Origin of the sequence: Nocardioides speluncae (genome assembly GCF_003121585.1) — a bacterium.
Classification (GTDB): Bacteria; Actinomycetota; Actinomycetes; order Propionibacteriales; family Nocardioidaceae; genus Nocardioides; species Nocardioides speluncae.
In genome coordinates, this window is record NZ_QEOO01000007.1 from 159,469 (window position 1) to 181,145 (window position 21,677).

Sequence of the window (21,677 nt, forward strand, 5' to 3'; positions counted from 1 at the left end):
CCTGATCCGCAGCGCGGTGGAGACCGGGCTCTTCGACAGCTATGTGTTGTTCGTGGTGATGCTGCTGCCGGCGTTGGTCGCCGAGCGGCGTACGAGCGAGGTGGCGGCCAGTGCCAGCGCGAGCCCGAGCAGCAGCCCGCAGACGATGTCGGCGAGCAGGTGGCGGCCGAGGTAGAGCCGGCTGATGGCCTCCACCACGAGGAACGCGCCGCCGAGCGTCACGAGCTGCCGACTCCGGCGCTCGTCCGACGCATGCCAGAGACATGCCGCGATCAGGAAGATGCTCGACAGCCGGGCGATCGACCCGGACGGGATGGTGCCGTCGCCGCCGAGCACGATGTCGGGGTAGAAGTCGGCGATCGTGTAGTCGTCGAACCCCTTGGTGACCGCGAACTGGATCACGGTCTGGACATAGACCACCAGCGGCAGCAGCATCCACGCGAAGCGGTGCACGCCCTGCCGCTGCACCAGGACCGCCAGGATCGTGGCGATCGTGAAGCTCGGCACCACGTCGCCGATCGTCGTGATGTAGAGCATCAGCTGGATGAGCTTCTCGTTGCGCGAGGTGCACATGCCCTCGATGACCTCGGCGTCCACCTTCGCGATGGCCTCGACCTTGTAGAGCAGCGCCAGGCCAAGCAGCCCGGCCACGGCGATGACCGCGGCCAGCGCCCTCGCCCGCGTCCCGGCGAGTACGCCGCCACGCCAGACCGACTCCCCGAGGTGGAGGCAGAGGCCGATGCCGGCGATGAGGACGCCCGTGACGACGAACCAGTCGAAGAACTCAGTCATGGGCAGTAGCGTCCCAGAACGTCTGGGGAGCCGAGAGGCAAACGCGGAATCACCAGCCCACTAGGACCGACTACTCGACGGTTGCGTCCGGCGAGCGTCGCAGGGCCCCGAGTGCCGACCGTTCGTCCTGGCCGAGGCCGAGCCGCAGCGTGACGGCGGCGTACACCACCACCAGGACGCAGCTGCCGACAACGGCCGCGCCCAGGCCGGACGACATGAGCGCGCGGACGGTCAGGGCGGCGCCGGCAGCCAGCACGGCCGCGGCCGCAGCCTTCGCGATGACCCGGCGGAACGGGTGGATCCCGAGCACCAGCCGCACCTGGACCAGACGGGCGAGGTTCACCACGGCCAGCGCGGCGGTCCAGGCGATGGCCGCGCCGACGATGCCGTACGGCGGGATCAGCAGCAGGTTGAGAACGATGTTGAGCACGAGGACGACGATGTTGTTGACCAGGTTCAGGCGGACCCGGCCGGCCATGTTCAGCAGCGTTCCGCACGGGCCGGAGATGGCGTTGACCAGCTGACCGACGGCGAGCAGCACGGTGACGGCCACGGCGTCGACGTACCCGGGTCCGAACAGGCCGAGCAGCTCCCTCGGGAACACGAGCAGCACCACGAACGCGGGCAGTGAGAGCCGCACGATCCAGCCGGTCGCGGCGACGTACGCCGACCCGAGCTCGTCGATCTCGCCACGGTGGTGGAGATGCGCGAACTGGGGCGCGAACGCGGCGTTGATGGGGGCCATCACGAAGACCGCGAGGCTCACCAGCCGGGTGGCGACGCTGTACTCACCGACCGCGGCGGTGTTCGCCAGGTTTCCGAGCATCAGCGTTCCCGCCCAGATCAGCCCGGTCGACGCCAGCGTCGTACCCCAGCTGGTGAACGAGAACGACAACAGCTCGCGCCGGCCGGGATCGCCCGTGCCGCCGGTGCCGCGGACGACCGTCTTCAGCTTCCTCCGCAGCGCGCGGGCGGCGGCGACGGCCGAGCCCCAGGAGCTCACGACCAGCGCGAGGAACGCGCCCTCGAGACCCCAGCCGGCGGCCAGCGCCAGGCCGGTCAGCGCGAGCCGGGCGACCGGCTCCCCGATCCAGCCGATCAGCGTGAAGTCACGCTGGGTTCGCCATCCTTGCGTCGCCGCCAGGCAGGCGTCGCGCAGGGTGATGGCGGGCAGGGCGACCGCGGCCAGGACGAAGCCCAGCCGCATGTCGTCGTCGTGGAACACCGAGGCGAAGCCGCCGGAGGCCAGGGCAAGGGCGACCGCCAGGACGACTGCGGCGATCGTGGTGACCACGAGCGAGAACCTGATCGTCGCCCGGACCCTGCCGCCGTCGTCGTCGGCCAGCCGCATCGCGATGAATCTGGTCAGCGTGGCCCTAAAGCCGAACAGCGCGGTGAGCTGAAGCAGCATCAGCACGGCGTACACGAGGACATAGCGGCCGAGGTCGTCCGCGCCCAGCATCCGCGCGATCAGGGCGATGGTCAGCAGCTGTGCCGCCTGCTGGCACACGGCGCCCACCAGGTTGAGGCTGCCGCCGCGAGCCATCCGCTCCCACATCGCGGTCACTTTATACTCGCCAACGACCTCACGCTCTCACTTCCCCGGACAGGTGGTCATCGGTTGCCCGAGTTCACCGCGCTGGTCGTCTGCTCCGCGAACGTGTGCCGTTCCCCTTCCGCCGCCGCGGTGCTGCGCCACCGCCTGGCCGGACCGGAATACCGGGGACTGCGCATCACCGACGCCGGAGTGCGCGCCTTCTCGGGCCAGTCCTGGTGTCGCGAGGCGGTCGCCCATCTGCAGCGGCAGAAGATCCTCACCGGCGAGCTGCCCGACCACCCGGCCCGCCAGGTCGACGCCGCTGACCTATCTGAGGCGGGGTTGGTCCTGGCAGCGGACCGGGCCGTGCTCGGGACGCTGATCCGCCTGGACCCCACTGTGCGGGACCGGTTGTTCACGATCACCGAGGTCGCCGCGCTGGGACCACCCATCGCCTCCGAGCGTCCGACGTACGTCGTGCCGACAGACGAGAGCGATCTCTCGGGCGTGCTCAGCTGGTGGGTTGCCGCGATGGACGACGCACGGGGCCTGGTGGACATGACCGAGCCCGCGGAGCGACGGTTTCCGTGGACCCGACGGGCCACCATCGAGGGGTACGACGTACCGGACGCCCACGTCGACGGAAACGGCGTGTCGCACCGACGGATGCTGCCGCTCCTGGTCGAGACAGTCGACGGGATCGCCGAGGCGGTGCGATCGCTCGTCGGCGGTCGAGGAGACCGCTAGGTCTTCGTCTTGACTGCGTGCTCGACCGGGGGCTCGCTGCGCTCCGGCCGCTTGATCACGGTGTACTCGTTGCCGTAGTCGGCCTGCCGCTGCTTGACCGGCATCCGGTTGATGATGGTGCCGATCAGCGTCGCCCCCACCGACTTCACCATGTTGATCGTGTCGTCGAGCTGGTCGCGTTTGACGTGTCCGTAGCCGGCCACCAGGATCACGCCGTCGGTCTGTGCACCCAGGACCGCAGCGTCGCTCACCGGGAGCAGCGGTGGGGCGTCGATGATCACCATGTCGAACCTCGCGCGGAGGCGAGCCAGCAGCTCGCCCATCGCCTTCGAGCCCAGCAGCATGCTCGGGTCGGGCGGCGTGTGACCGGCCGGCAGCACGCTCACCAAGCCGCCGCCCCACGGCACGAGAACCTCGTCCAGCGCGTGGTCGCCCGCGACGACGTCGGCAAGCCCGATGCTGCCGTCGATGCCGAGGTACGTCGTCACCTTGGGTCGGCGCAGGTCCGCCTCCACGAGACACACGTTCAGGTCCGCATGGGCGAGGGTGATCGCCAGGTTGCAGGCGGTCACCGACTTGCCCTCGCCCGCGATCGCTGACGCGACGACGATCATCCGGGGTGGGGCGTCGACGTTGACGAAGCGCAGGCTGCTGCGGATGGAGCGGAAGTCCTCCACCGTCGCGCCCGTCTGGGTCATCGTCACCAGCGGCCGCCTGCGCAGCGTCGGGTCCTTGCGGATCACACCCAAGGGCGAGGAGCCGGTGCGGGTCTCGATGTCCGCAGCGGACCTCACCCTGGTGTCCAAGCGCTCCCGGAGCACGGCGGCCGCGACGCCGAGTGCCAGCCCGAGCAGCAGCCCGAAGGTCAGGTTGAGGGCCGGGCGGGGCGAGGCGGGGCCGGTCGGGACACGCGCCGGAATCACGTTGGTGACCTTGACGGGTGACTTGGCGCCGGCCGCCGCCGGCGTCTCGGTCTCCTCGATCAGATCACCGAGCCGGTCTGCGATCGCATTGGCGAGCTCCGTGGCGAGCTCCGGCGAGGTGTTGATCACCTGCACCTTGAGCAGGATGGTGCCGGTGGGGTTGACGGCGGTGACCTTGGGCCGCAGCTGCTGCGGCGTCAGCTTCAGCCCGAGGTCACCGATGACCGGCTCGAGCACCTCGGGGCTGTGCACCATCTCGGGATAGGAGCCCACCCGCGTCAGCGTGAACTGGGAGTTCTGGTAGAGATCGGCGCCACCTTGACCCCTGGAGGTGAGGCTCACGAAGCTGGTCGACGTGGCGGCGTACTCCTTCGGCATCAGCGCGGTCGCGCCGGCCGCGGCGAGCACGCCGGCCACGGCCAGGGCAACGACCATGAGCCAGCGCTTGCGCAGGGTGCGGACGAGCGACGCCAGTGTCACGTAACTAGCCTACGGGGCCGGTCATGGCCTGGGCCATCTTCAGCGCACGCTCCATGCCTGCGGCGAGCTCGCGGTCGCCGGGAGCGGTCAGCGAGCGGCCCGCGATCCGGTCCGACCAGAAGGTGATCGCGTCTCGCGACAGCCCGTGCGGAACGGGACGCCCGGCGAGCGCATGGGCAGCCACCGCGAAGTAGACCCGGTCCGCGCCGACCGGCGCCGGCGCGGCGTCCTCCCAGTCGAAGAGCCAGCGGTGCCCGTTCCGGTCGCGGCGGAGGTTCCACGGGGTCAGGTCGTTGTGGGCGAGCGCGAAGCCGTCGTCTGTCGGAGGTTCCTCGGTCAGGCAGCGCTCTAGCTCGTCGAAGAGCGCGTCGGGCGGATCCAGCTCGGGCGCGTGCGGGGCGGTGAAGACCGCGCTCTGCGCGCTCCAGTGCAGGTCGCCCGCGACCCTGCCCATGCCGCGTGGGGAAGGGGTCCGGAAGGTCGTCGTACCGGCCACAGCCAGCATGTCGAGCATGGTCTGCTCGCGCGCCAGGGGCTCCTCCTCAGTGCGCAGCTTGACCACCGCGAGTGGCTCCCCGCGGTTGACCAGCAGCAGGGTGAGGCCGCCGCGATCGGTCTGCCGGCGCTGGTACGCCGCGAACCGGTCGAAGCCGCCGAGCGCGTCCCGCCACTGGCGCACCAGCTCCTGCCACTCGTCCGACGAGCATGGTGGGCGCCATTCCTGGGCGCGGCCGGGGAGGGCGCGGGCGCCGACCTTGCTGACCAGGGAATGGGCCGCCCGCTGGGCGGCAAGGACGCGCGGGCGGGAGGCGGTGTACATGGAGATCCCGAGCGCCGCCGCTTTGCGGTCGTCGATCGGCAGCAGTACTCCGGGGCGCCCGGCCGGGAAGTTCTTCATCCGGAGCGCCACGGCGGGTCCTAGGTCCATGGCAGGTCGTGGCCGATGAGCCGCACCAGCGCGCGGTTGGGCTCGCGGAAGCGGTCCTCGAGCATCGTTCGCAGGTCTGGATCCAGCTCGTCGCCCGCCGCTGCGTTGCGGACCTTGCCGGTCGAAGCTTCGCGGGGTGGGAGACCGAGGAACTCGTCGGCGCGACGGAGGACGGTGACCGGGTCGGCGTAGTAGTCCTCGCTGGCCAGCACCAGCACCTGGTCTCGCCCGAACCGGTTGACCCAGGCGGCGAGCGGGGCGGCGTACTCGCTCTGGGTCGCGTAGCTCTGCTGCTCCCACGCGTAGCTGTTGTACGCCGCGTCGGCCGCCAGTCGTTCACACTCGCCGCGCAGCCGGTCGGGCTCAGCCGCGAGTGCAGCGGCGAAGTCCAGCTCCTCCGCGCCGGAACGGCGGCGCTCCTTCCAGTGGCTGTAGGTCCGCAGCACCGGATCGCGGAGCAGCACGATGATCTTCGCGCCGGGCACCTCTTCGTGCGCCCGCTCGGCGGCCATCGGATGGAACAGGTAGTACGGCGACGCCTCGCCCGCGACCGCCGGCGCGCCTTTCCTGCGCTCGGTGAGGCGCCTCGCCGCGGAGGTGGGCAGGTACGAGCGGTACCAGCGGCGGCCGCGTGGATAGTTCGAGTCGAAGTAGTGAATGCCCTTGGTGGGGTCTGCCTTCAGGCCCGGAACCGGCGGCGGGAACAGCCGGACGACCTGATGGTGAGCGAGCAGGTCGTAGTAGAAGCTGGTGGTCCCGCCCCGCTTGGCGCCGATGATCAGGAAGTCGGGCGGTGGCCGCAGGCCCGCGGTGGCCACGCCGAAGGCTCGGGTGACCGTCTTCAGGATCTGGCGCAGCACCCGGGCAGATTACCCGGAGGAACGCGCTGGCCCGCGATATTCCTCATTTCGAGGACCGCGGGCCGGGCTGGGAGTTAGATTCTTTCGGTTGGGGACGCCGCGTGGGGGCGGCGACTTTGGGTTGGGTCCATTTGGTTGGAAGTGGGGCGACGATGTCGCGAGTCTTGAGGCGGTCCGGAGCGACCGCAGTAGCAATCTTCGGCGCCGTTGCGGCACTGGTCGTGACCGCCGCACCCGTGGTGGCGAGTCCGTCGACCACGCCGGCGCCGACCGCGAAGGTCGACTGCGTGGTCCTCAATCCCGCCACCGGGGCATGCGACGTCGTCGGCGTCGTCTACGCGCTGACCCAGGTGGGTGACCGCACCTACATTGGCGGCTCCTTCAAGTCCGTGTCGGGCGCGCCGCGTGCGAACGTCGCAGCGATCCGCGGCGACGGCACCCTAGACCCGACGTGGAAGCCGGAGACCGACGGCGTGGTCTACGCGATGGCCGCGTCCAACGACGGCACCAAGATCTTCCTCGGCGGCACCTTCACCACCGTTGGCGGCCAGGCCAAGGCCCGGCTCGCCGCGGTCACCCCGGACACCGGTGCGCTCGTCGCCGGGTGGACCGGCACCGCCAGCGATAAGGTCCGCGCGATCGCGGTCGACAACGGCGACCGGCTGTACGTCGGCGGCAACTTCAACTCCGTCGCCGGGCGGGCGTTCCCGAAGCTCGCCGCGGTCAGCCAGACGACGGGCGCGGCGGTGTCGACCTTCGTGCCGAGGCCGAACGGCAACCTGATCGCCCTGACCGTGTCCGACGACGGCTCGAGGGTGTACGCCGGCGGTTCGTTCACCGCGCTGAACGGTGTGAGCCGCAAGGGGATCGCCGAGGTCGTCGCGACCACCGCGGCCCTCACCTCGTTCGCCCCCACCGAAGGTGGGGTCACGATCGCGCTGGACGTGACACCCAGTGGCCGGCTCTTCGCCTCCACGTCAAACAACCGGCTGTGGGCCTACGACACTGGCTCCGACAGCGTCCCCGAGTACGTCATCCAAAGCAGCGGCGAGGTGCAGGGCATCCTCGCGCTGGACGACGAGGTCTACGTCGGCGGTCACTTCACCAGCATCTCCAAGGCTCACCTGAAGCGGGTCCAGGTCGCCTCGCTCGTGACGTCGACCGGCCAGATCACCGGCTGGGCCCCGCCCGTGAACGGGTGGTACGGCGTCTGGACCCTTGGCCTGACTCGGACACCGCTCAGCCCGGAGGCGGCGCCCGCATTGTCCATCGGCGGTGGCTTCAGTGCGGTAAGCGGCATCTCCCGCCGTGGGTACGCGCGCTTCCTGTTCTAGCAGCGGCCCGGCGAGAGCCGTGCGACCATGGCATGAGTTTGGGTTTGCTGGGGGAAGTCATGTGGAGAGACATCGCACGCCGGTGCGTGGCAGCCGGGGCAGTCGTCGTACTGGCGACGACGCTGACGCCTGCTGCGGCCGAGCCGCCGCCGACCGTCGGCACGGCGCCGGTCAGCGACGAAGCGGTCCGTGGGCTGGGCAAACTGGTCGGCCGCAACGGCAGCTCGCAGACCACATGCCGGGTGGCCGGCCGGCCGCTGCTGGTCACCACCGGTGACTTCACGGCGTACGTCGGGCCGTCGGGCACCTCCCGTCCTGCTCGCCGCGTCGTGGTGACCAACGCCCGTACCGGCGCCTTCATCTGGGCGCCGCGCGAGGTCGATGGCTGGGTGCAGACCAGCCATTGCGCGCACGGGCGGATCTACTTCGGTGGGTCGTTCCACCGCTTCCACGGCCAACGGCGGCCGGGTACCGCCGCGGTTGATGCCACGAGCTTCCGACTGCTCCGCTGGACGGTGCCCGCTGGACAGTTCAACGGCGCCGAGGTCCGCAGCATCGTGTCCGGCAACGGCGCGGTCTTCGTTGCCGGCGGGGCCAAGGTGGCCCGCGTCGACAAGACCACCGGCGCGGTGGCGTGGAGCCGGTCTTTCGACTGCGGGGTCCGAGCGCTCGTCCAGGCCGACCGCTTCGTGTACGCCGGCGGCTTCTTCAACACGATCATCCGTCCAGGGGCCAGACCGATCCGGGCCCGCGGCCTGGCCAAGCTCAAGGCCAGCACCGGCGCGCCGACCGGCTTGCAGCCGCAGGGCTCGAAGGCCAACCGGGCCTCCTGCCGCACGCCGTACGACCCGAAGGACCCGACCGCGAGGTACAGCGGTGCCAACCCGCTCGCGCTCGCCCACGACCGCGAGCGTGGCCGGATCGTGGCGTGCGAAGGCGGCATCTCCAACCGGGTCCGCTCGGTCGGCATGTGGAGCGGCCGGAACGTCTGGGTGCGACTGATCGACGGCGACGGCCAGGTCTGCGTGATCGTGGGTCGGATGGTCTTCGTGGGCTTCCACCGTGCCAACCCGCTGGCACGCACCCACAACTGGGGCGCGATGGGTGCGTTCCTGCATGCCGGCAGCGGCCTGCAGGCGGCCTGGCAGCCCGACCCCGACTTCACCGGTTACGGGCCTGGGCGGGACGGTCGCAACAGGGGCATCATCGGCGCGGTCTACGTCCCCGTGCTGCGGCGGCTGTACGTCACCGGCTCGTTCGACCAGGTCGACGGGCTCTTGACGCCGAAGCTCGCGGCCTTCGCGGTCGGCTGAGCCCTCAGCCCGGATCCAGGCTCAGAACTGACGCCGATCCGGCGCGAGCTGACTGTCCCAGGCGTAGAGCAGCCAGCCCAGCTCGTACGGGCGGCACTCGTGGTCGACCTTGCCGGGCGGCAGCGCCCGGTCGAGCCCCGGCAGCTGCGCGCCGGCGCGCACCGCCGTACTCACCGCACCGAGCGCCCGGGCAGCCTTGGGCGGCTCGTGCCGGCCGATCTTGCGCCAGATCAGCCCCCAGCGGTCGGAGATCAGCTCCTCGACCGCCTCCGGGTGGGTCTCCAGCCAGCGCACGCCGAGCGCGATCTCGTCGACGCGGTCGTCGCCGCCGGCCTCCAGCAGGTCGAACAGCACCATCGGCGCCGTCGCGTGCTGGTGGACGCTGTAGACCGGGAAGCCCTCCACGACCGAGCCGTCGCGGGAGTCGTAGTGCCACCACCACTGGCCGTGGTCGCCCTGGAGCTCGCAGATCCGGGCGGCGGTGCGGTTGGCGGCGGCCAGCAGGGAGCCGTCGCTCTTGAGCACCGCCGCCCGGGCGAGAGCCTGGATCGGGTAGGCCTGGTCGGCGAAGGAGCCGACGTGGGCGCGCCACCGGGGCTGCTCGTTCGGGGGGAGGTGGTGCGGGAAGATCCCGCGCCCGCCCTGGTAGCGCAGCAGCAGCGCGAGTGCCTCATCGAGCACCGTGTCGGTGTTGCCGAGCTCCGCCGCCGCGACCGCGGCGGTGGCCATCCAGGCGGTGTCGACGGTCGGCAGCGGCCGGCCGTCCTTGAGCATCGTCCGCAGCTGCATGAACAGCTTGTCCGGGAAGACGTCGTTGATCTCGGCGTCCGCCCAGGCGGCCAGCGCGATCGCCCCCGGGTCCTTCTCATCGACCGCGTTCTCGCTCGCGATCGATGCGATCTCGGCGGCGGTGCGGTCGTGCAGTACGTCGCGCTGGACGTCGATCGGCAGCTTGCTCAGGCCGAGCGCGGCGATCGCGGTGTACCGCAGGTTGCGGCCCTCCGCCCGGATCTGCACGCCGTCCGGTCCGGTTACGCCGCGCACGGTCTGCGCGAACGACCCCGTCTTGGGGTCGTACGCCGCGGCGAGGCCGCGCAGGGCCAGCGCCAGCATCCGGCGTACCAGGACGCCGGTGTCCCCGATGGGCTCGAATGCTTCGAGCCGGGCAGTGGTCTCGTTCGTCATGAGGCTCCCTCTCCTGATGTGCGGACCAGACGTCGGTGATGCCGGACTCGTCCTCCCTAGGGAGCCCGAAAGTAAGGTGCCATCGTCGAGGCACTCGACCTGGTCGTCAACGCCCTCCAGCGCGCGTCCAGCGCGATGGTGGTGATCGTCTCGGTGGCCACATGCGACTTTGATCCCCCGTGGTGTCGGTCTGGGCTGCTCCAGAGTAGGTTCCGCCTCCAGGTCCCTGGGGTAGTTTGTCCCGGTTCCTGGGGTGCCCGTGGCCCAGGTGGGTGGCGCCGGGAGCTGTCAGATCTAGAAGTCGTCTGCACATCTGCCCAAAGTGCCCTGCACATGGCGTAGTCGAGGGGACTGCGGTTGACTCCGCGACGCCAGGTGCGCGACACCGTCGGCGATCAGCTGGGCCGCCTGGTCGACCTCGCTGGCGGTGGTCCATCGGCCGAAGGACAGGCGCAGTGCTGCGAGGGCATGGTCGGGAGGCTGGCCCATGGCGGTCAGTACGGGTGAGGGCTCGTCGGTGCCTTCGTGGCAGGCCGATCCGGTGGCGGCCGCGATGCCGGGTGCCGCAGCCAGCACGTCTGCGCCACGGGTGTTGCTGATGGAGACGTTGAGGGTGCCGGGGAGCCGATGCTCGGGGTGGCCGTTGAGGCTGACCCGGTCGGGGAGGAGTTCGGTGAGCTGACGGTGGAGGCGGTCGCGCAGCTCCAGGAGCTGGTGGGCGCTCTGGGGCAGCGAGTCAGCCGCGATACGACTGGCAGCGCCGAACGCCGCGATCAGCGCGACGTTCTCAGTTCCGGCACGCAGTCCCTGTTCCTGGCCGCCGCCGTGGATGGTGGGTTGGAGCCGGGTGCCGGCCCGCACGTAGAGCGCGCCGACGCCCTTGGGTGCGTACATCTTGTGTCCGACCACGGTGAGGAGGTCCACGCCGAGCTCGGTCATGTCGATCGGGATCTTGCCGGCGGCCTGGGCGGCGTCGGTGTGGAAGAGCGCGCCGTGGGCGTGGGCGATCCGGGCGAGCCGGCTGATGGGTTGCAGGGTCCCGGTTTCGGCGTTGGCGAGCATGATGCTGACCAGGGTGGTGTCGCCGGTGATGGCCTGTTCGAGGTCGGCTGGGTCGACCTGACCGTGGTGGTCCACCGGGAGGATGGTGACCCGGAACCCGTCGGATTGGAGGCTGCGACACGCTTCGAGTACGGCGGGGTGTTCGGTGGCCTGGGTGATGACGTGGTCGCCGCGGTCGCGGTTGGCGTCGCGGTTGGCCAGGGCCGCGCCTCGGATGGCCAGGGTGTCGGAGTCGGATCCGCCGGCGGTGAACACGATCTCGTCGGTCTGGGCGCCGAGCAGGTCTGCGACCTCGCGGCGGGCTTGCCGGATCGCCTGCCGGGGGGTGTGGCCGTAGTAGTGGGTGCTCGATGGGTTGCCGAAGTGCTCGGTCAGGTAGGGCAGCGCGGCCGCGATGACCCGTGGGTCGACCGGTGTGGTGGCGTTGTAGTCGAGGAAGATGGGCCCATTCCTGAGCCCAGAGGGCCTCGATCCGGCCTCGGGAGCCATGTCGGGAGCCATGTCGGGAGCCATGTCAGGCGGCGCCAGGCTGGACGGGGATGCCGGCGACCCGCCACTCGAGGACGCCGTCGGCGGCTCGCCTGGCGGTGAGGCCGTTGGCGTTCAGCAGGCGGACGGCGTCGTGGGCCAGGACGCAGTAGCGGCCGCGGCAGTAAGCGACGATCTCCTTGTCGTGCGGGAGTTCTTTCAACCGCTCGGCGAGCTGCTCGAGGGGGATGTGGATGGCGCCGGGCAGGTGGCCCCCGGCGTACTCCGGCTCGGGTCGGACGTCGAGGATCACGGTGTCGCCGGTCTCGAGACGGCGGAGCAGCTCGGTGGTGTCGACGGCGGCGGTGTCCTCGGGGCCGAGGTAGGTCTGTCGGGCGAGTTCGGTGTGGGGGCGGTGTCGCTGCGCGACCTGGCGTAGGTGGTCCCACAGGCCGGCGACATCGTTGCTGGCCAGGGAGTAGTAGATCCGGCGTCCTTCGCGCCGGGTCTGGACCAACCCGGCTTCGCGGAGCGTCTGCAGGTGGGCCGAGCAGGTGCTTACTCCGAGATCGGCTGCCGAGGCGAGGTCGTCGACGCTGCGGGGTCCTTGGGCGAGCAGGTCGAGCAGCTCGAGCCGCTTGGGGTTGCCGATCGCCTTCCCGACGGCGGCGAACTCCTCGAACAGGGCGTCTTTGGCGACACGGTCACCCATTGCTGGTCTCCTGGGTTCTGGCGGTGTCTGCGGGTTGGTGGGTCTCGTACATCCTGACGGCGACGACCAGCGCCGAGGCGAGGGTGATCGCGGCTGCCGCCCAGACCGCTGCCCGCAGCCCCCACAGGTCCGCGACCACGCCGCCCATCAGGGCGCCGACGGCGTAGCCGAGGTCTCGCCATACCCGGTAGATCCCGACCGCGCGGCCCCGCCACGCGGGATGTGCGACGTCGCCGATCGCGGCGAGCAGGGTCGGGTAGACCATCGAGGTGCCGGCACCGAGCAGGATCGTGCCGACGGCCCAGGGTGCGAAGGTGTCGGCCGATGCGATGACGGCCAGGCCGCTGGCTTGGGTGAGCATCCCGGCGGTGATCAGGTGCTTGCGGCCCCACCGGTCCGATGCGGCCCCGGTGAACAGCTGTCCCACGCCCCACACCGCGGGGTAGAGCGCGAACAGCACCCCGATCCGCCCGACGGACAGTCCCGAGCTCGCGAACAGCAGCGGGAACAGGCCCCAGGAGAGCCCGAAGTTGAGGTTGTTGACCAGCCCGGCCTGGCTCGCCGAGGACAGGGCGGGTTCGCGGAGGCTGGTCTGGGTGAAGACCTCGCGGTTGCTGAGTTCACCGTGGAGATGGTCGTGCCGGCCGTCGAGGCGGGCCACGTGGTTGGCGGCCTCGGCGTGGGCGTGGCCGCGCGTCTCCCGTACCGCCAGCGTCGACAGGCCCAGGGCCAGCGCGGTGTAGGACAGGCCGAGCAGGAACGGCGCGGGGCGCAGTCCGTGCTCGGCGGCGAGGTAGCCCGCGGCGAGTGAGGTCAGCGCGACAGCGCCGTACCCGGCAGCCTCGTTGAGTCCCATCGCCAGGCCTCGCTGCCTCGGTCCAACCAAGTCGATCTTCATGATCACGGTCGTGGACCAGGTCAGGCCCTGGTTGATCCCGAGCAGCACGTTGGCGGCCACCACCCAGCCCCAGTTGGGCGCCCAGATCAGCATCAACGGCACCGGAACCGCGAACAGCCAGCCGGCAATCAGCACCGGTTTGCGGCCGTAGCGGTCCGACCATGTTCCGGCGAAGTAGTTGGCTGCCGCCTTGGTGATACCGAAGGCGACCACGTAGGTGAAGATGAAGGTGTAGCCGGTCAGGCCGAACTCGTCCTCGGCGAGCAGCGGCAAGACGGTCTGTTGCTGCCCGACCATGCCGCCGACCAGTGCGTTGATGGCGACCAGGAGGGTGAACTGGGCGGCGTTCGCCCGCAGCCCCAGCGACACCGGCCGGGTCGCCGGTCGGGTCCGGTTCATGCGCCGGTCTCCAACCGCTGCCCGGTCGTCGCTGCCCAGTCCGCTGGCCCGCCTTCGAGGACCGCGACCTCCCGGTGGCCGGCGCGAGCGAGCAGGCTGGCCGCACTCATCGCACGTTCGCCGTGCCCGCACATGACCACAGTTGGCCGCGACGGCACCGCGGTAGTACTGACGGCGAGGTCGCCGAGCTCGACGTGTACGGCGCCGGGAACATGGCCGGCGGCGAACTCGCTGTCCTGGCGGATGTCGAGTACGGCCGAGCCCTCCCTAGCCTCCTGGAGGCTTTCGGCTGGTACGAGCGGAATCGACCCGGTCGGCATCGCCGCTTCGGTCCACGAGGCCAGACCGCCGTCGAGCTCCCCGACGATTTGGTTGTCGATCTGGTCGTAGCCGACCTTGCGGGCCTGCCACACGATCTCGGCGGGGTCCTGGTCGAGTTTGCGCACGATCACGATCGGTCGGTCGACCTCGGCCAACCATCCCAGCCAGGTGGCGAACACCGGACGCAGCGGGATCGACAGCGAGCCTGGGACGTGGCCGGCGGCGAAGTCGGGCACTGGTCGCACGTCGACCAGCTGCGCGCCCTCGGCGGCCAGCCTGGCCACCTCACCGACCGACAGAGCATGCAGGGTGTCCCCCGAGACCGGCGCGGGACCGCGGCGGTTGATCTCCCCGAGCCGCAGGAAGGACGGCGGGAAGCTGCCCAGCGAGGCCAGCAGCTGGGCCACGAACGCGTCCTCGTTCTCGGCGCGGAGCAGGGTGTTGGTGGCGCGTTCGGTGCCGATCGTGGAGGTGCGCTCGGTCCCGGGCGGCGCGGAGCAGAACGAGCCCGCCCCGTGGGTGGGCCAGACCGCGACCTCGTCGTCGAGCCGTGCCAGCCGCTGCAATGACCGGTACTGCGCCCGTGCCAGCTCCTCGGTCCGCTCCGGTGAGACCAGGTCGGTGCGGGCCGCGGAGCCGACCAGGAGTGACCCGCCGGTGAACACGCCGAGCACCCGCGACCCGTCGACCACCTCGAATGCGAGGTGCTCATGAGTGTGTCCCGGGGTCGCCAGCGCCCGCAGTGTCAGTCCGCCCAGGTCGACCTCGTCGCCGTCGACAATCCCGCTGTGGGGGAACTCGCGGTTACCGGCTCTGGAGGCCAGGACGGTCGCGCCGTCCTCAGCCGCGAGCCGGAGCGCGCCGCTGAGGAAGTCGGCGTGCAGGTGGGTATCCGCGCCGTACACAACACGCAACCCGCGTCGGCCCGCCGCCGCGCGAAGCGCCCGCAGATCCAGGCTGGCATCCACCGCCAGCGCCCGGCCATCGCCGAGGTCGACCAGGTAGGCGGAGTTGCCCAGCCCCTCGTCGACCAACGAGACCACATCGAGGCCCGCTGTCGAGTCTCGTGTCGTAGTCCTGGAATCGCGCACAACAGGACACTACGTCATTCCATAGAATAATGGAACGATGGTCGCACGGGTCTCAGTCGGAAGGCGTCAGGGTCGCCGGCCGGTTCAGGGGCGGGTCGCCACGACGATCGCAGCGGACCCCACCTCGTGGACGATCGGCTCGGCGAAGCCGGCGGCGCCCAGCGCCTTGATCAGCTGGTTGGTGGTAGGGATCTTGTAGATCTTCGGGTCTAGTCGTCGCGGCCGCCCGTGTTCGGCGGGGCGAAAGCCGATCGCGAGCCGGCCGCCGGGCAGCAGGACGCGGTGGACTTCGCGTAGTCCTGCGTCGAGGTCGGGCCAGAAGTAGATGGTGTGCACGGCGAGGGCGGCCTGGTACGACGCGTCCGGTGCCGGCACGGCGCCGGCGTCCCCGATGAGCAGCCGGACCGTCCCGGCATCGATCGCAGCGCGGTTGCGGCGACCAGCTGCGGCGATCATCGCGGGTGAGGGGTCGAGGCCGGTGACCTGGGCGCCGTGCCGGGCGATCTCGGCTGCAGTTCGGCCGGGACCGCATCCCAGCTCCAGCACCTGCTCACCGGCGGCCGGCTCGAGCAGGGCGATCACCCGGTCGTTGATCGCGGCGGTCTCGTGCACCCACAGGTGGCCGAGTGCCCATCCGATGAGGCCATGGGGTCGTGCTGCTTGGGCGGACACCGTGCGTCCGAAGGGTCCGGGTCGTCGGTCGACGCTGCATTGACGTGCCATGGTGCGCTCCTAGTGGTGGCCTGAGATGTCGTGGTCATAGCCGTGGTGGCCTCAGGGGTGCTGGTCGGGTTGGAGAGCCGTCGGGGACGAGGCCCGTGCTGAACAGTGCTGCGAGGACCGCGGCGATCTCGTCGTCGGGTCGGGTGGTGCGGAAGGCCGCCGGGGCGGGGTCCCAGTGCAGGTGCACCGCCCACAGCACGCAGGTCTCCACGATCGTGCGGGCCACCACGTCCCAGCGCCCCGGAAACCGCGTCGGGTCGGCGGTAAGCCTGACCAGCCCCTGCTCGGCGCGCGCGGCCAGGTGGTCGCGCAACCGGTTCACCAGATCGGCCCGCCCCTCACCGAACCAAAGCTCGGCGAGCTCGGGGATCTCCGGCGCGCACCGGTCGACGACCTTGATCGCCCGCTGGTGCCGGCCGAGACGGCGCATCAGGTCGGTGACGACCAGCTCAAGCTCCGCTGCTGCCGAGGCCGTCGCCGAGCCGTCAGCCGCTGGTGTCAGATGGTGGATCGCGAGCTCGGCCACCTCGCTGAGGCGCTCGGACACCAGGGCGGCGAAGTCGCCAGCCCCGGGGTGGGGGAGCGGCCAGCTATCCGATGCGGGTGCCGGTTCGAACCCGTCGGCGTACCTCAAGCAGGCAAGCAACAGCGCGTCCTTACTCGCCACCGCTGCGTAGACCGTGCCCTTCGCAACTCCCATCGCGTCGGCGACGTCCTGCATCTGCGTCCGGCGATAGCCGTGCGCCACGAACGTCGCCGTGCCCGCCTCGACCAGCGCCGCGAACCGATCCGACGGAATCTGTCTGCTCACGCCTCTAATCTATAACTGACTGACTCAGTCAGTCAATGGTGGCCGCTGTGCAGGCGCCTGCCTGAAGTGACAGGAGCGCGCCCGGCCGACGCCGGGCGCGCTCGCACGACGTGCTGGCGCGGTGATGCCCGTCCTTAGGAGCCCAGCAGCCGTTCCATGAGGTCGATTTCGTCCTGCTGCGTGGTCTCGATGGTGGCCGCCAGCTCGAGGGTCGGCTGGTACTCGCCGTCCGCTCGCTCGGTCTTGGCCATGTCGATGGCGCCCTGGTGGTGCTCGATCATCATCTCCAGCCACAGGGGCTCGAACTCCTCGTCAGCGGCCGCCTCGAGCTCCGCCAGCTCCTCGCCGCTCATCATCCCCGGCATGTCGGTGGGCAGGTCCGAGTCTCCGTCGCCATGGGCGTTCTCGTGGTCGCGGGCGGTCTCGGGGATCGGCTGGTCCCACTCGGTGAGCCAGCCGGCCATGGTTTCGATCTCGGGGGTCTGAGCGGTGAGGATCTGCTCTGCCAAGCGGTCGACGTCCGGGGAGAGGTCCCGGCCCTCGGTGAGGTCGACCATCACCAGTGCCTGCGCGTGGTGCGGGATCATGGCGGTGGCGAAGTCGACGTCGGCCTGGTTGAACTCTTCGCTGTCCGGGATATCGGAGCCGTTCTCCTTGTCGTTGCCGCATCCGGCCAGGGCGAGAGCGGTGGTCAGTCCGAGCAGCAGCGCTGTGAGCTTCTTCATCGTGAGTGGTGTCCTGTCTTGATGGTCGTGGTCTGGGCGTGCCGAAGCCCGGTTCGGCCGGTGGGCCGTTCCGAGGCGGGGTGGCCGCTCAGCAGCGTTGGACCGACAGGGCGAACAGACAGGGCGGGTCGCGCTCTCGCGCGGACCGCGCCAGCGTGGTCACCGCGGCGAGCCGATCGGCCGCGGCAACGATCGACGGCCGGCAGGCGACGAACACCGCCGCGGCCAAGCCCACGGTCAGCACCGCCAGGCACAGCACAAGCATCAGCTCGCCTGCGCATTCCCCTGGCGAGCACCACGGCTCGTCCTGGACCCCAGCCGGGCCGGCGTGCGACGCCGCGTGGTGATGCTGCCCTCCGGAGGAGGGTTCATGCTGGGAGCCGTGCTGGGTCCCGTGCCCGCCGAGTCCGTGCATGGCGAACAGGCCGAGGAGCGCAAACGCACCCAGGAGCAGCCAAAGCCTCGAACGAGGGACCGGAGTCAGCATCGGCGGTCAGTCTAGGCGCCGACCTGGTGCATGAGAGGCTGGCGCCGTGAGCTCCGAAAACACCGTTCCCGACCTGTCCGACGACCATGCCCTGGCTGCCTGGTTGGCCGAAGCCGCGGGGGAGCGGCTGCTGAAGGTACGCACCGAGGGCCTCGAGGGCCGCGAGCTCAAGGATGCCGGCGACCGCGCCGCCCACGAGCTGCTGATGCAGCTGATCGCCGAGCACCGGCCGGACGACGCGGTGCTCTCGGAAGAGGGCCCCGAGGACACAGGCGACAAGGTCGACAGACTCTCAGCGGACCGGGTCTGGATCGTCGACCCGCTGGACGGGACCCGCGAGTTCTCCGAGCCGCCGCGTGACGACTGGGCGGTGCACGTCGCGCTCTGGCAGGGCGGCGACCTGGTGGCGGGCGCCGTTGCGCAGCCCGCGCTGGGCGAGACCTTCCACACCGGCGCTCCGCCCGTCGTACCACCGTCGACCGCACCGCGGCCGCGGATCGCGGTCTCGAGGAGCCGCCCACCGGCCTTCGTCCAGGCGCTCGCCGAGGAGCTGGACGCCGAGCTGGTCCCGATGGGCTCGGCCGGCGTGAAGGTGATGTCGGTGGCCCGCGACCTCACCGACGCCTATGTGCACGCCGGCGGCCAGTACGAGTGGGACTCCGCCGCACCCGTCGCCGTCGCCCGCGCGGCCGGCCTGTTCACCTCCCGGGTCGACGGCTCGCCGCTGGTCTACAACCAGGACGACGTCTACCTGCCCGACCTGATCGTGTGCCGTCCCGAGCTGGCCGAGCGGATCGTCGCCTTCGTCAAGCAGCACGGAACCGACTGATCCCTCATGGTGCGCCACGTCTTGCTCGACGCCGACGACGTACTCCAGGTGCTGCCCGGGGGCTGGCTCGCGGCGCTCGAGGTGTACTGCGGCAAGCGGGCCGACGAGTTCCTGACCGCGATCAATATGGCCGAGCAGCCGAGTATGCGCGGCGATGAGCCGGGGTTCTTCCCGGCGCTCAAGGCGCTCGTCACGGAGTACAAGGTGCCCGCCTCGGCGTTCGAGCTGCTTGTCAATGTGTGGCATCGGATCGAGGTGCTGCCGCACACCGCCGACCTGGTCGCGGAGCTGCGCGGTCGCGGGTACGGCGTACACCTGGCCACCAACCAGCCGCCCGAGCGGGCGGCGTACATGCGGGAGAAGCTCAAGTACGACAAGCTCTTCGACTCGTCCTTCTACTCGTGCGCGGTCGGTGCCGCGAAGCCGGACCCGGCTTACTTCCGGAAGGTCGTCGCCACTCTCGGTGTCGAGCCGGGCGAGGTCGGCTTCGTCGACGACCTGGCGGTCAATGTCGCCGCCGCCCGGGAGGTCGGCCTGGTCGCCCACCAGTGGCAGTACGGCGACGACGTGGACGTCCTGCGCGCTTTGTTCTGATACCTAGGCTCGGGGCATGCGCAGCGCCTTTGGATACGACTTCGACGTCCCGGCCGGGTACCTCAACACCGCGAGCATCGGGATCCCCGCCGTACCCGTGGCCGACGCGGTCATGGCCTCGCTGCGTGACTGGCGGACGGGCACCGGGCGGCCGGCGGACTACGACCAGCCGGTCGCCGAGGCCCGGGCCGCATATGCGCGGTTGGTCGGGGTGCCCGAGGACCGGGTGGCCATCGGCGGCAGCGTGTCCGAGCTGGTCGGGCTGGTCGCGGCGAGCCTCCCCAGCGGGTCGCGGGTGCTCGTGGTCCGCGGCGACTTCACCAGCGTCACCTGGCCGTTCGCGGCCCAGGCCGGGCGCGGGGTGACCGTCACCGAGGTCGAGCTGGACAAGCTGGCGGAGCGCGCCGCCGATGCCGACCTGGTCGCGGTGAGCGTGGTGCAGTCGGCCGACGGCAGGCTGGCCGACCTCGACGCGCTGCGCGCGGCCCAGGCTGACGGCACCCGGATCCTGCTCGACGCGACCCAGGCGACGGGCTGGCTCGACCATGACCTCGGCTGGGCCGACGTCGTCGTCGGCGGGGCGTACAAATGGCTGCTGGTCCCGCGGGGCGTCGCCTGGATGGCGGTGCACCCGGACTACGAGCTGGTCGCGAACAACGCCGGCTGGTACGCCGGGGACGACGTGTGGTCCAGCGTCTACGACCTCCCGCTGCGGCTGGCGAAGAACGCGCGCGCGTACGACACTTCGCCCGCCTGGTACTGCCACGTCGGAGCGGCGGTCGCGCTGCCGCTGCTCGCCGGGCTGGACCGGGCCGCCGTACAGAAACACTGCGTCGGCCTGGCCGACGGGTTCCTCGCCGGACTCGGCCTGCCGCCCCAGGGCTCGGCGATCGTGTCGGTCAGGCTGCCCGACGCGGGCGCGCGGCTGGCGGCCGCCGGGGTGGTGGCGGCCCAGCGCGGTGCCGGCACCCGCCTGTCGTTCCACCTCTACAACACCGAGGCGGACGTCGCGCGGGCCCTGAACGCCCTCGTCTAGGCAAGCTCCCGCCAGCTCCCCTCGGACACGACGTCCACGCCACCGTCGACGACCCTGATCGCGGTGTCGTCGTCGATCGCGTACGCCGGGATCCCGATGCCGGCCGCCCAGCGCTCGGCCTCGGCCATGGTGTTCTCCGGCAGGTCCGGGTGGTCGACGTGCGGGAAGATCGCGAAGTCGACGACGGCCAGCGTGCTGTCGCCACCGCTGGGCGGCTGCCACTGCACGAAGTCGTCGCCGATCCTCGGCGTCATCACCATGCTGCCGGCGCTCAGCCCGACCCAGACCTTGTCCTGCAGCGACGGCAGCAGGTCCGCCAGCCCGGACTCCCGCATCCAGTGACACAGGTACAGCGCGTCACCGCCGTTGACCAGCAGTACGTCGGCCTCCTCGACCCAGCCGACCCAGCGCTCCCGGTCGAGGCTGGGCAGCGCGGTGAGCTCCAGCACGCCGAGGGACTTCCAGCCCAGCTCGGCCATCGGCGTTCTGGACTCCTGTCCGCTGATGAACCGCCACGGCCCTTCCGGGCTGACCATGGGATGCCCGTAGCTCGCGGTCGGGATGAGGAGGGCGGTGGCCTCGGCGATCGGCTTGCCGATCAGGTCGACCAGCGCCGCGTGGATGCTCGGGTTCTTGATGCCGGCTGAGGTGAGGAGAAGCTTCAAGATGCCTCCCAAAGAGTGCTCATGGACATCTGGACCGGCCGGCAGGCAAGAACTCATCGGTAGCATGCGCTGTTGCCCCGCCTCCCGGTGGGTGGCGGGGTGTGAGGCGGGACTGCTACTCGTCCGGCGGTCGCGGTCGCGGTCGCGGTCGTGCCGGTGCCGGGTCGAGGGGCACGGTGCCTTGGTGGTCGCGTTGGTAGGCGAGTCTGTGGGGTGAGGTCCAGTGGTAGGTACCGTCGGGGTCTCGGTGGTAGGTCCAGCCGGCGTGGGTCTTCAGTCGGTGGTGGCGTCGGCACAGGGGCGCGAGGTTGTCGGTGGCGGTCCGCCCGCCGCGGGCGTACGGCGTGATGTGGTCGAGGTCGCAGGACCGGGCGTTGCGGCTGCAGTGGGGGAAGACGCAGGTCGGGTCGCGGGCGATGACGTGGTCGCGGATCCGGTCTGGGATCTCGTAGGCAGCGGTGGCGATCCGCTCACGTAGGTCGATCACCGGTTTGACGACGACCTGTGTGTCGGGCCGGTGACACCAGTCGCGGACCTGGTCGGCCAGCAGCAGCCGGTCGCCTTCCTCCAGCCGTGCCACCTCCGCGTCTGTGCCGCCTCCGCTGATCGCGGTGTCGGTGAGGTGGACGTGGAGCACGACCTGGCGGGTCTTGGTGGCCTCACTGGTGGTGAGGTCGAGTCCGAGCTGGGTGCGGGCCAGGTCGCCGAGGGCGAGGGCGCGGCGTACGTCGAGTGTCTCGGGGCAGCCGAGGTCCTT

22 protein-coding genes are annotated in these 21,677 nt (G+C 70.6%); 6 read left to right on the plus strand and 16 right to left on the minus strand.

Translation table 11 applies throughout. From position 1 onward, the window contains the following. Positions 1–39: 39 nt before the first annotated feature. Entirely contained in the window at positions 40–792 is a 753-nt protein-coding gene (locus DDV73_RS04010) for a phosphatase PAP2 family protein (RefSeq protein ID WP_109505951.1), read from the minus strand. Positions 793–862: 70 nt separating this feature from the next. Then, complete coding sequence (locus DDV73_RS04015) at positions 863–2,350, minus strand: oligosaccharide flippase family protein (protein WP_154402597.1); 1,488 nt, start codon at positions 2,348–2,350, stop codon at positions 863–865. 63 nt (positions 2,351–2,413) lie between these two features. Between DDV73_RS04015 and DDV73_RS04020 the strand changes: the two genes are divergently transcribed. Beyond that, positions 2,414–3,076 carry an arsenate reductase/protein-tyrosine-phosphatase family protein gene (locus DDV73_RS04020; protein ID WP_161962282.1) on the plus strand — a complete coding sequence of 221 codons (663 nt, stop codon included), beginning with the start codon at positions 2,414–2,416 and terminating at the stop codon, positions 3,074–3,076. Here the strand turns inward: DDV73_RS04020 and DDV73_RS04025 are convergent. Genes DDV73_RS04025 through DDV73_RS04035 form a run of 3 tightly spaced genes read right to left on the minus strand, consistent with a single transcriptional unit; the run spans position 3,073 to position 6,267 of the window. After that, on the minus strand, positions 3,073–4,479 hold the full coding sequence (locus tag DDV73_RS04025; protein ID WP_109505953.1) for a tyrosine-protein kinase domain-containing protein: 1,407 nt from the start codon (positions 4,477–4,479) through the stop codon (positions 3,073–3,075). The two genes, DDV73_RS04020 and DDV73_RS04025, sit on opposite strands and share 4 nt — an antisense overlap. 4 nt (positions 4,480–4,483) lie before the next feature. After that, positions 4,484–5,389, minus strand: coding sequence for a phosphotransferase (locus DDV73_RS04030; protein ID WP_109505954.1), 906 nt, complete (start codon positions 5,387–5,389; stop codon positions 4,484–4,486). Between the two features lie 8 nt (positions 5,390–5,397). Next, on the minus strand, positions 5,398–6,267 hold the full coding sequence (locus DDV73_RS04035) for a sulfotransferase (protein ID WP_109505955.1): 870 nt from the start codon (positions 6,265–6,267) through the stop codon (positions 5,398–5,400). A 221-nt stretch (positions 6,268–6,488) separates the two neighbouring features. Between DDV73_RS04035 and DDV73_RS04040 the strand changes: the two genes are divergently transcribed. Together DDV73_RS04040 and DDV73_RS04045 are read left to right on the plus strand one after the other, a co-directional pair. After that, positions 6,489–7,601: an NHL repeat-containing protein gene (locus DDV73_RS04040; protein WP_206050698.1), complete on the plus strand. Its 1,113-nt coding sequence runs from the start codon at positions 6,489–6,491 to the stop codon at positions 7,599–7,601. A 59-nt stretch (positions 7,602–7,660) separates the two neighbouring features. Next, positions 7,661–8,914, plus strand: a complete 1,254-nt coding sequence (locus DDV73_RS04045) for a PQQ-binding-like beta-propeller repeat protein (RefSeq protein WP_109505957.1) — start codon at positions 7,661–7,663, stop codon at positions 8,912–8,914. A 21-nt stretch (positions 8,915–8,935) separates the two neighbouring features. On the opposite strand, the gene DDV73_RS04050 is transcribed toward DDV73_RS04045, so the two are convergent. The 9 genes from DDV73_RS04050 to DDV73_RS04090 form a co-directional block, all read right to left on the minus strand. Further along, positions 8,936–10,099, minus strand: a complete 1,164-nt coding sequence (locus DDV73_RS04050; protein WP_109505958.1) for a hypothetical protein — start codon at positions 10,097–10,099, stop codon at positions 8,936–8,938. Positions 10,100–10,393: 294 nt separating this feature from the next. Next, positions 10,394–11,662, minus strand: coding sequence for a cysteine desulfurase family protein (locus DDV73_RS04055; protein ID WP_206050699.1), 1,269 nt, complete (start codon positions 11,660–11,662; stop codon positions 10,394–10,396). A gap of 13 nt (positions 11,663–11,675) precedes the next feature. Next, positions 11,676–12,341, minus strand: a complete 666-nt coding sequence (locus tag DDV73_RS04060; protein ID WP_109505959.1) for an ArsR/SmtB family transcription factor — start codon at positions 12,339–12,341, stop codon at positions 11,676–11,678. Continuing rightward, positions 12,334–13,638, minus strand: a complete 1,305-nt coding sequence (locus tag DDV73_RS04065) for an MFS transporter (protein WP_109505960.1) — start codon at positions 13,636–13,638, stop codon at positions 12,334–12,336. The genes DDV73_RS04060 and DDV73_RS04065 overlap by 8 nt, the downstream gene beginning before the upstream one ends. After that, positions 13,635–15,050, minus strand: a complete 1,416-nt coding sequence (locus DDV73_RS04070) for an MBL fold metallo-hydrolase (RefSeq protein ID WP_109505961.1) — start codon at positions 15,048–15,050, stop codon at positions 13,635–13,637. Before DDV73_RS04070 ends, DDV73_RS04065 begins: the two co-directional genes overlap by 4 nt. An 84-nt stretch (positions 15,051–15,134) precedes the next feature. Beyond that, a complete protein-coding gene (locus tag DDV73_RS04075) occupies positions 15,135–15,773 on the minus strand; it encodes a class I SAM-dependent methyltransferase (protein WP_109505962.1) in 639 nt (212 codons plus the stop codon). A 34-nt stretch (positions 15,774–15,807) separates the two neighbouring features. Continuing rightward, on the minus strand, positions 15,808–16,584 hold the full coding sequence (locus tag DDV73_RS04080; RefSeq protein ID WP_206050700.1) for a TetR/AcrR family transcriptional regulator: 777 nt from the start codon (positions 16,582–16,584) through the stop codon (positions 15,808–15,810). Positions 16,585–16,718: 134 nt separating this feature from the next. After that, positions 16,719–17,309, minus strand: coding sequence for a DUF305 domain-containing protein (locus DDV73_RS04085; RefSeq protein ID WP_109505963.1), 591 nt, complete (start codon positions 17,307–17,309; stop codon positions 16,719–16,721). Between the two features lie 88 nt (positions 17,310–17,397). Next, a complete protein-coding gene (locus DDV73_RS04090) occupies positions 17,398–17,796 on the minus strand; it encodes a DUF6153 family protein (RefSeq protein WP_109505964.1) in 399 nt (132 codons plus the stop codon). 46 nt (positions 17,797–17,842) lie between these two features. On the opposite strand from DDV73_RS04090, the gene DDV73_RS04095 reads away from it, so the two are divergent. Genes DDV73_RS04095 through DDV73_RS04105 form a run of 3 tightly spaced genes read left to right on the plus strand, consistent with a single transcriptional unit; the run spans position 17,843 to position 20,255 of the window. Next, positions 17,843–18,625, plus strand: coding sequence for a 3'(2'),5'-bisphosphate nucleotidase CysQ (locus DDV73_RS04095; RefSeq protein ID WP_206050701.1), 783 nt, complete (start codon positions 17,843–17,845; stop codon positions 18,623–18,625). Between the two features lie 6 nt (positions 18,626–18,631). Next, positions 18,632–19,219: an HAD family hydrolase gene (locus tag DDV73_RS04100; RefSeq protein WP_109505965.1), complete on the plus strand. Its 588-nt coding sequence runs from the start codon at positions 18,632–18,634 to the stop codon at positions 19,217–19,219. Between the two features lie 16 nt (positions 19,220–19,235). After that, positions 19,236–20,255 carry an aminotransferase class V-fold PLP-dependent enzyme gene (locus tag DDV73_RS04105; RefSeq protein WP_109505966.1) on the plus strand — a complete coding sequence of 340 codons (1,020 nt, stop codon included), beginning with the start codon at positions 19,236–19,238 and terminating at the stop codon, positions 20,253–20,255. On the opposite strand, the gene DDV73_RS04110 is transcribed toward DDV73_RS04105, so the two are convergent. Both DDV73_RS04110 and DDV73_RS04115 read right to left on the minus strand, forming a co-directional pair. Next, a complete protein-coding gene (locus tag DDV73_RS04110) occupies positions 20,252–20,920 on the minus strand; it encodes a Type 1 glutamine amidotransferase-like domain-containing protein (protein WP_109505967.1) in 669 nt (222 codons plus the stop codon). The two genes, DDV73_RS04105 and DDV73_RS04110, sit on opposite strands and share 4 nt — an antisense overlap. Before the next feature lie 115 nt (positions 20,921–21,035). Then, positions 21,036–21,677: HNH endonuclease signature motif containing protein (locus DDV73_RS04115; RefSeq protein WP_240617107.1), on the minus strand; the 642-nt coding region annotated here is incomplete at its 5' end.

Excerpts from the sequence above, each read along its gene's own strand:
- DDV73_RS04010 (WP_109505951.1), bottom strand. The coding sequence starts at position 792 with ATGACTGAGTTCTTCGACTGGTTCGTCGTCACGGGCGTCCTCATCGCC.
- DDV73_RS04015 (WP_154402597.1), bottom strand. The coding sequence starts at position 2,350 with ATGTGGGAGCGGATGGCTCGCGGCGGCAGCCTCAACCTGGTGGGCGCC.
- DDV73_RS04045 (WP_109505957.1), top strand. The coding sequence starts at position 7,661 with ATGTGGAGAGACATCGCACGCCGGTGCGTGGCAGCCGGGGCAGTCGTC.
- DDV73_RS04050 (WP_109505958.1), bottom strand. The coding sequence starts at position 10,099 with ATGACGAACGAGACCACTGCCCGGCTCGAAGCATTCGAGCCCATCGGG.
- DDV73_RS04055 (WP_206050699.1), bottom strand. The coding sequence starts at position 11,662 with ATGGCTCCCGACATGGCTCCCGAGGCCGGATCGAGGCCCTCTGGGCTC.
- DDV73_RS04060 (WP_109505959.1), bottom strand. The coding sequence starts at position 12,341 with ATGGGTGACCGTGTCGCCAAAGACGCCCTGTTCGAGGAGTTCGCCGCC.
- DDV73_RS04065 (WP_109505960.1), bottom strand. The coding sequence starts at position 13,638 with ATGAACCGGACCCGACCGGCGACCCGGCCGGTGTCGCTGGGGCTGCGG.
- DDV73_RS04075 (WP_109505962.1), bottom strand. The coding sequence starts at position 15,773 with ATGGCACGTCAATGCAGCGTCGACCGACGACCCGGACCCTTCGGACGC.
- DDV73_RS04085 (WP_109505963.1), bottom strand. The coding sequence starts at position 17,309 with ATGAAGAAGCTCACAGCGCTGCTGCTCGGACTGACCACCGCTCTCGCC.
- DDV73_RS04090 (WP_109505964.1), bottom strand. The coding sequence starts at position 17,796 with ATGCTGACTCCGGTCCCTCGTTCGAGGCTTTGGCTGCTCCTGGGTGCG.
- DDV73_RS04100 (WP_109505965.1), top strand. The coding sequence starts at position 18,632 with ATGGTGCGCCACGTCTTGCTCGACGCCGACGACGTACTCCAGGTGCTG.
- DDV73_RS04105 (WP_109505966.1), top strand. The coding sequence starts at position 19,236 with ATGCGCAGCGCCTTTGGATACGACTTCGACGTCCCGGCCGGGTACCTC.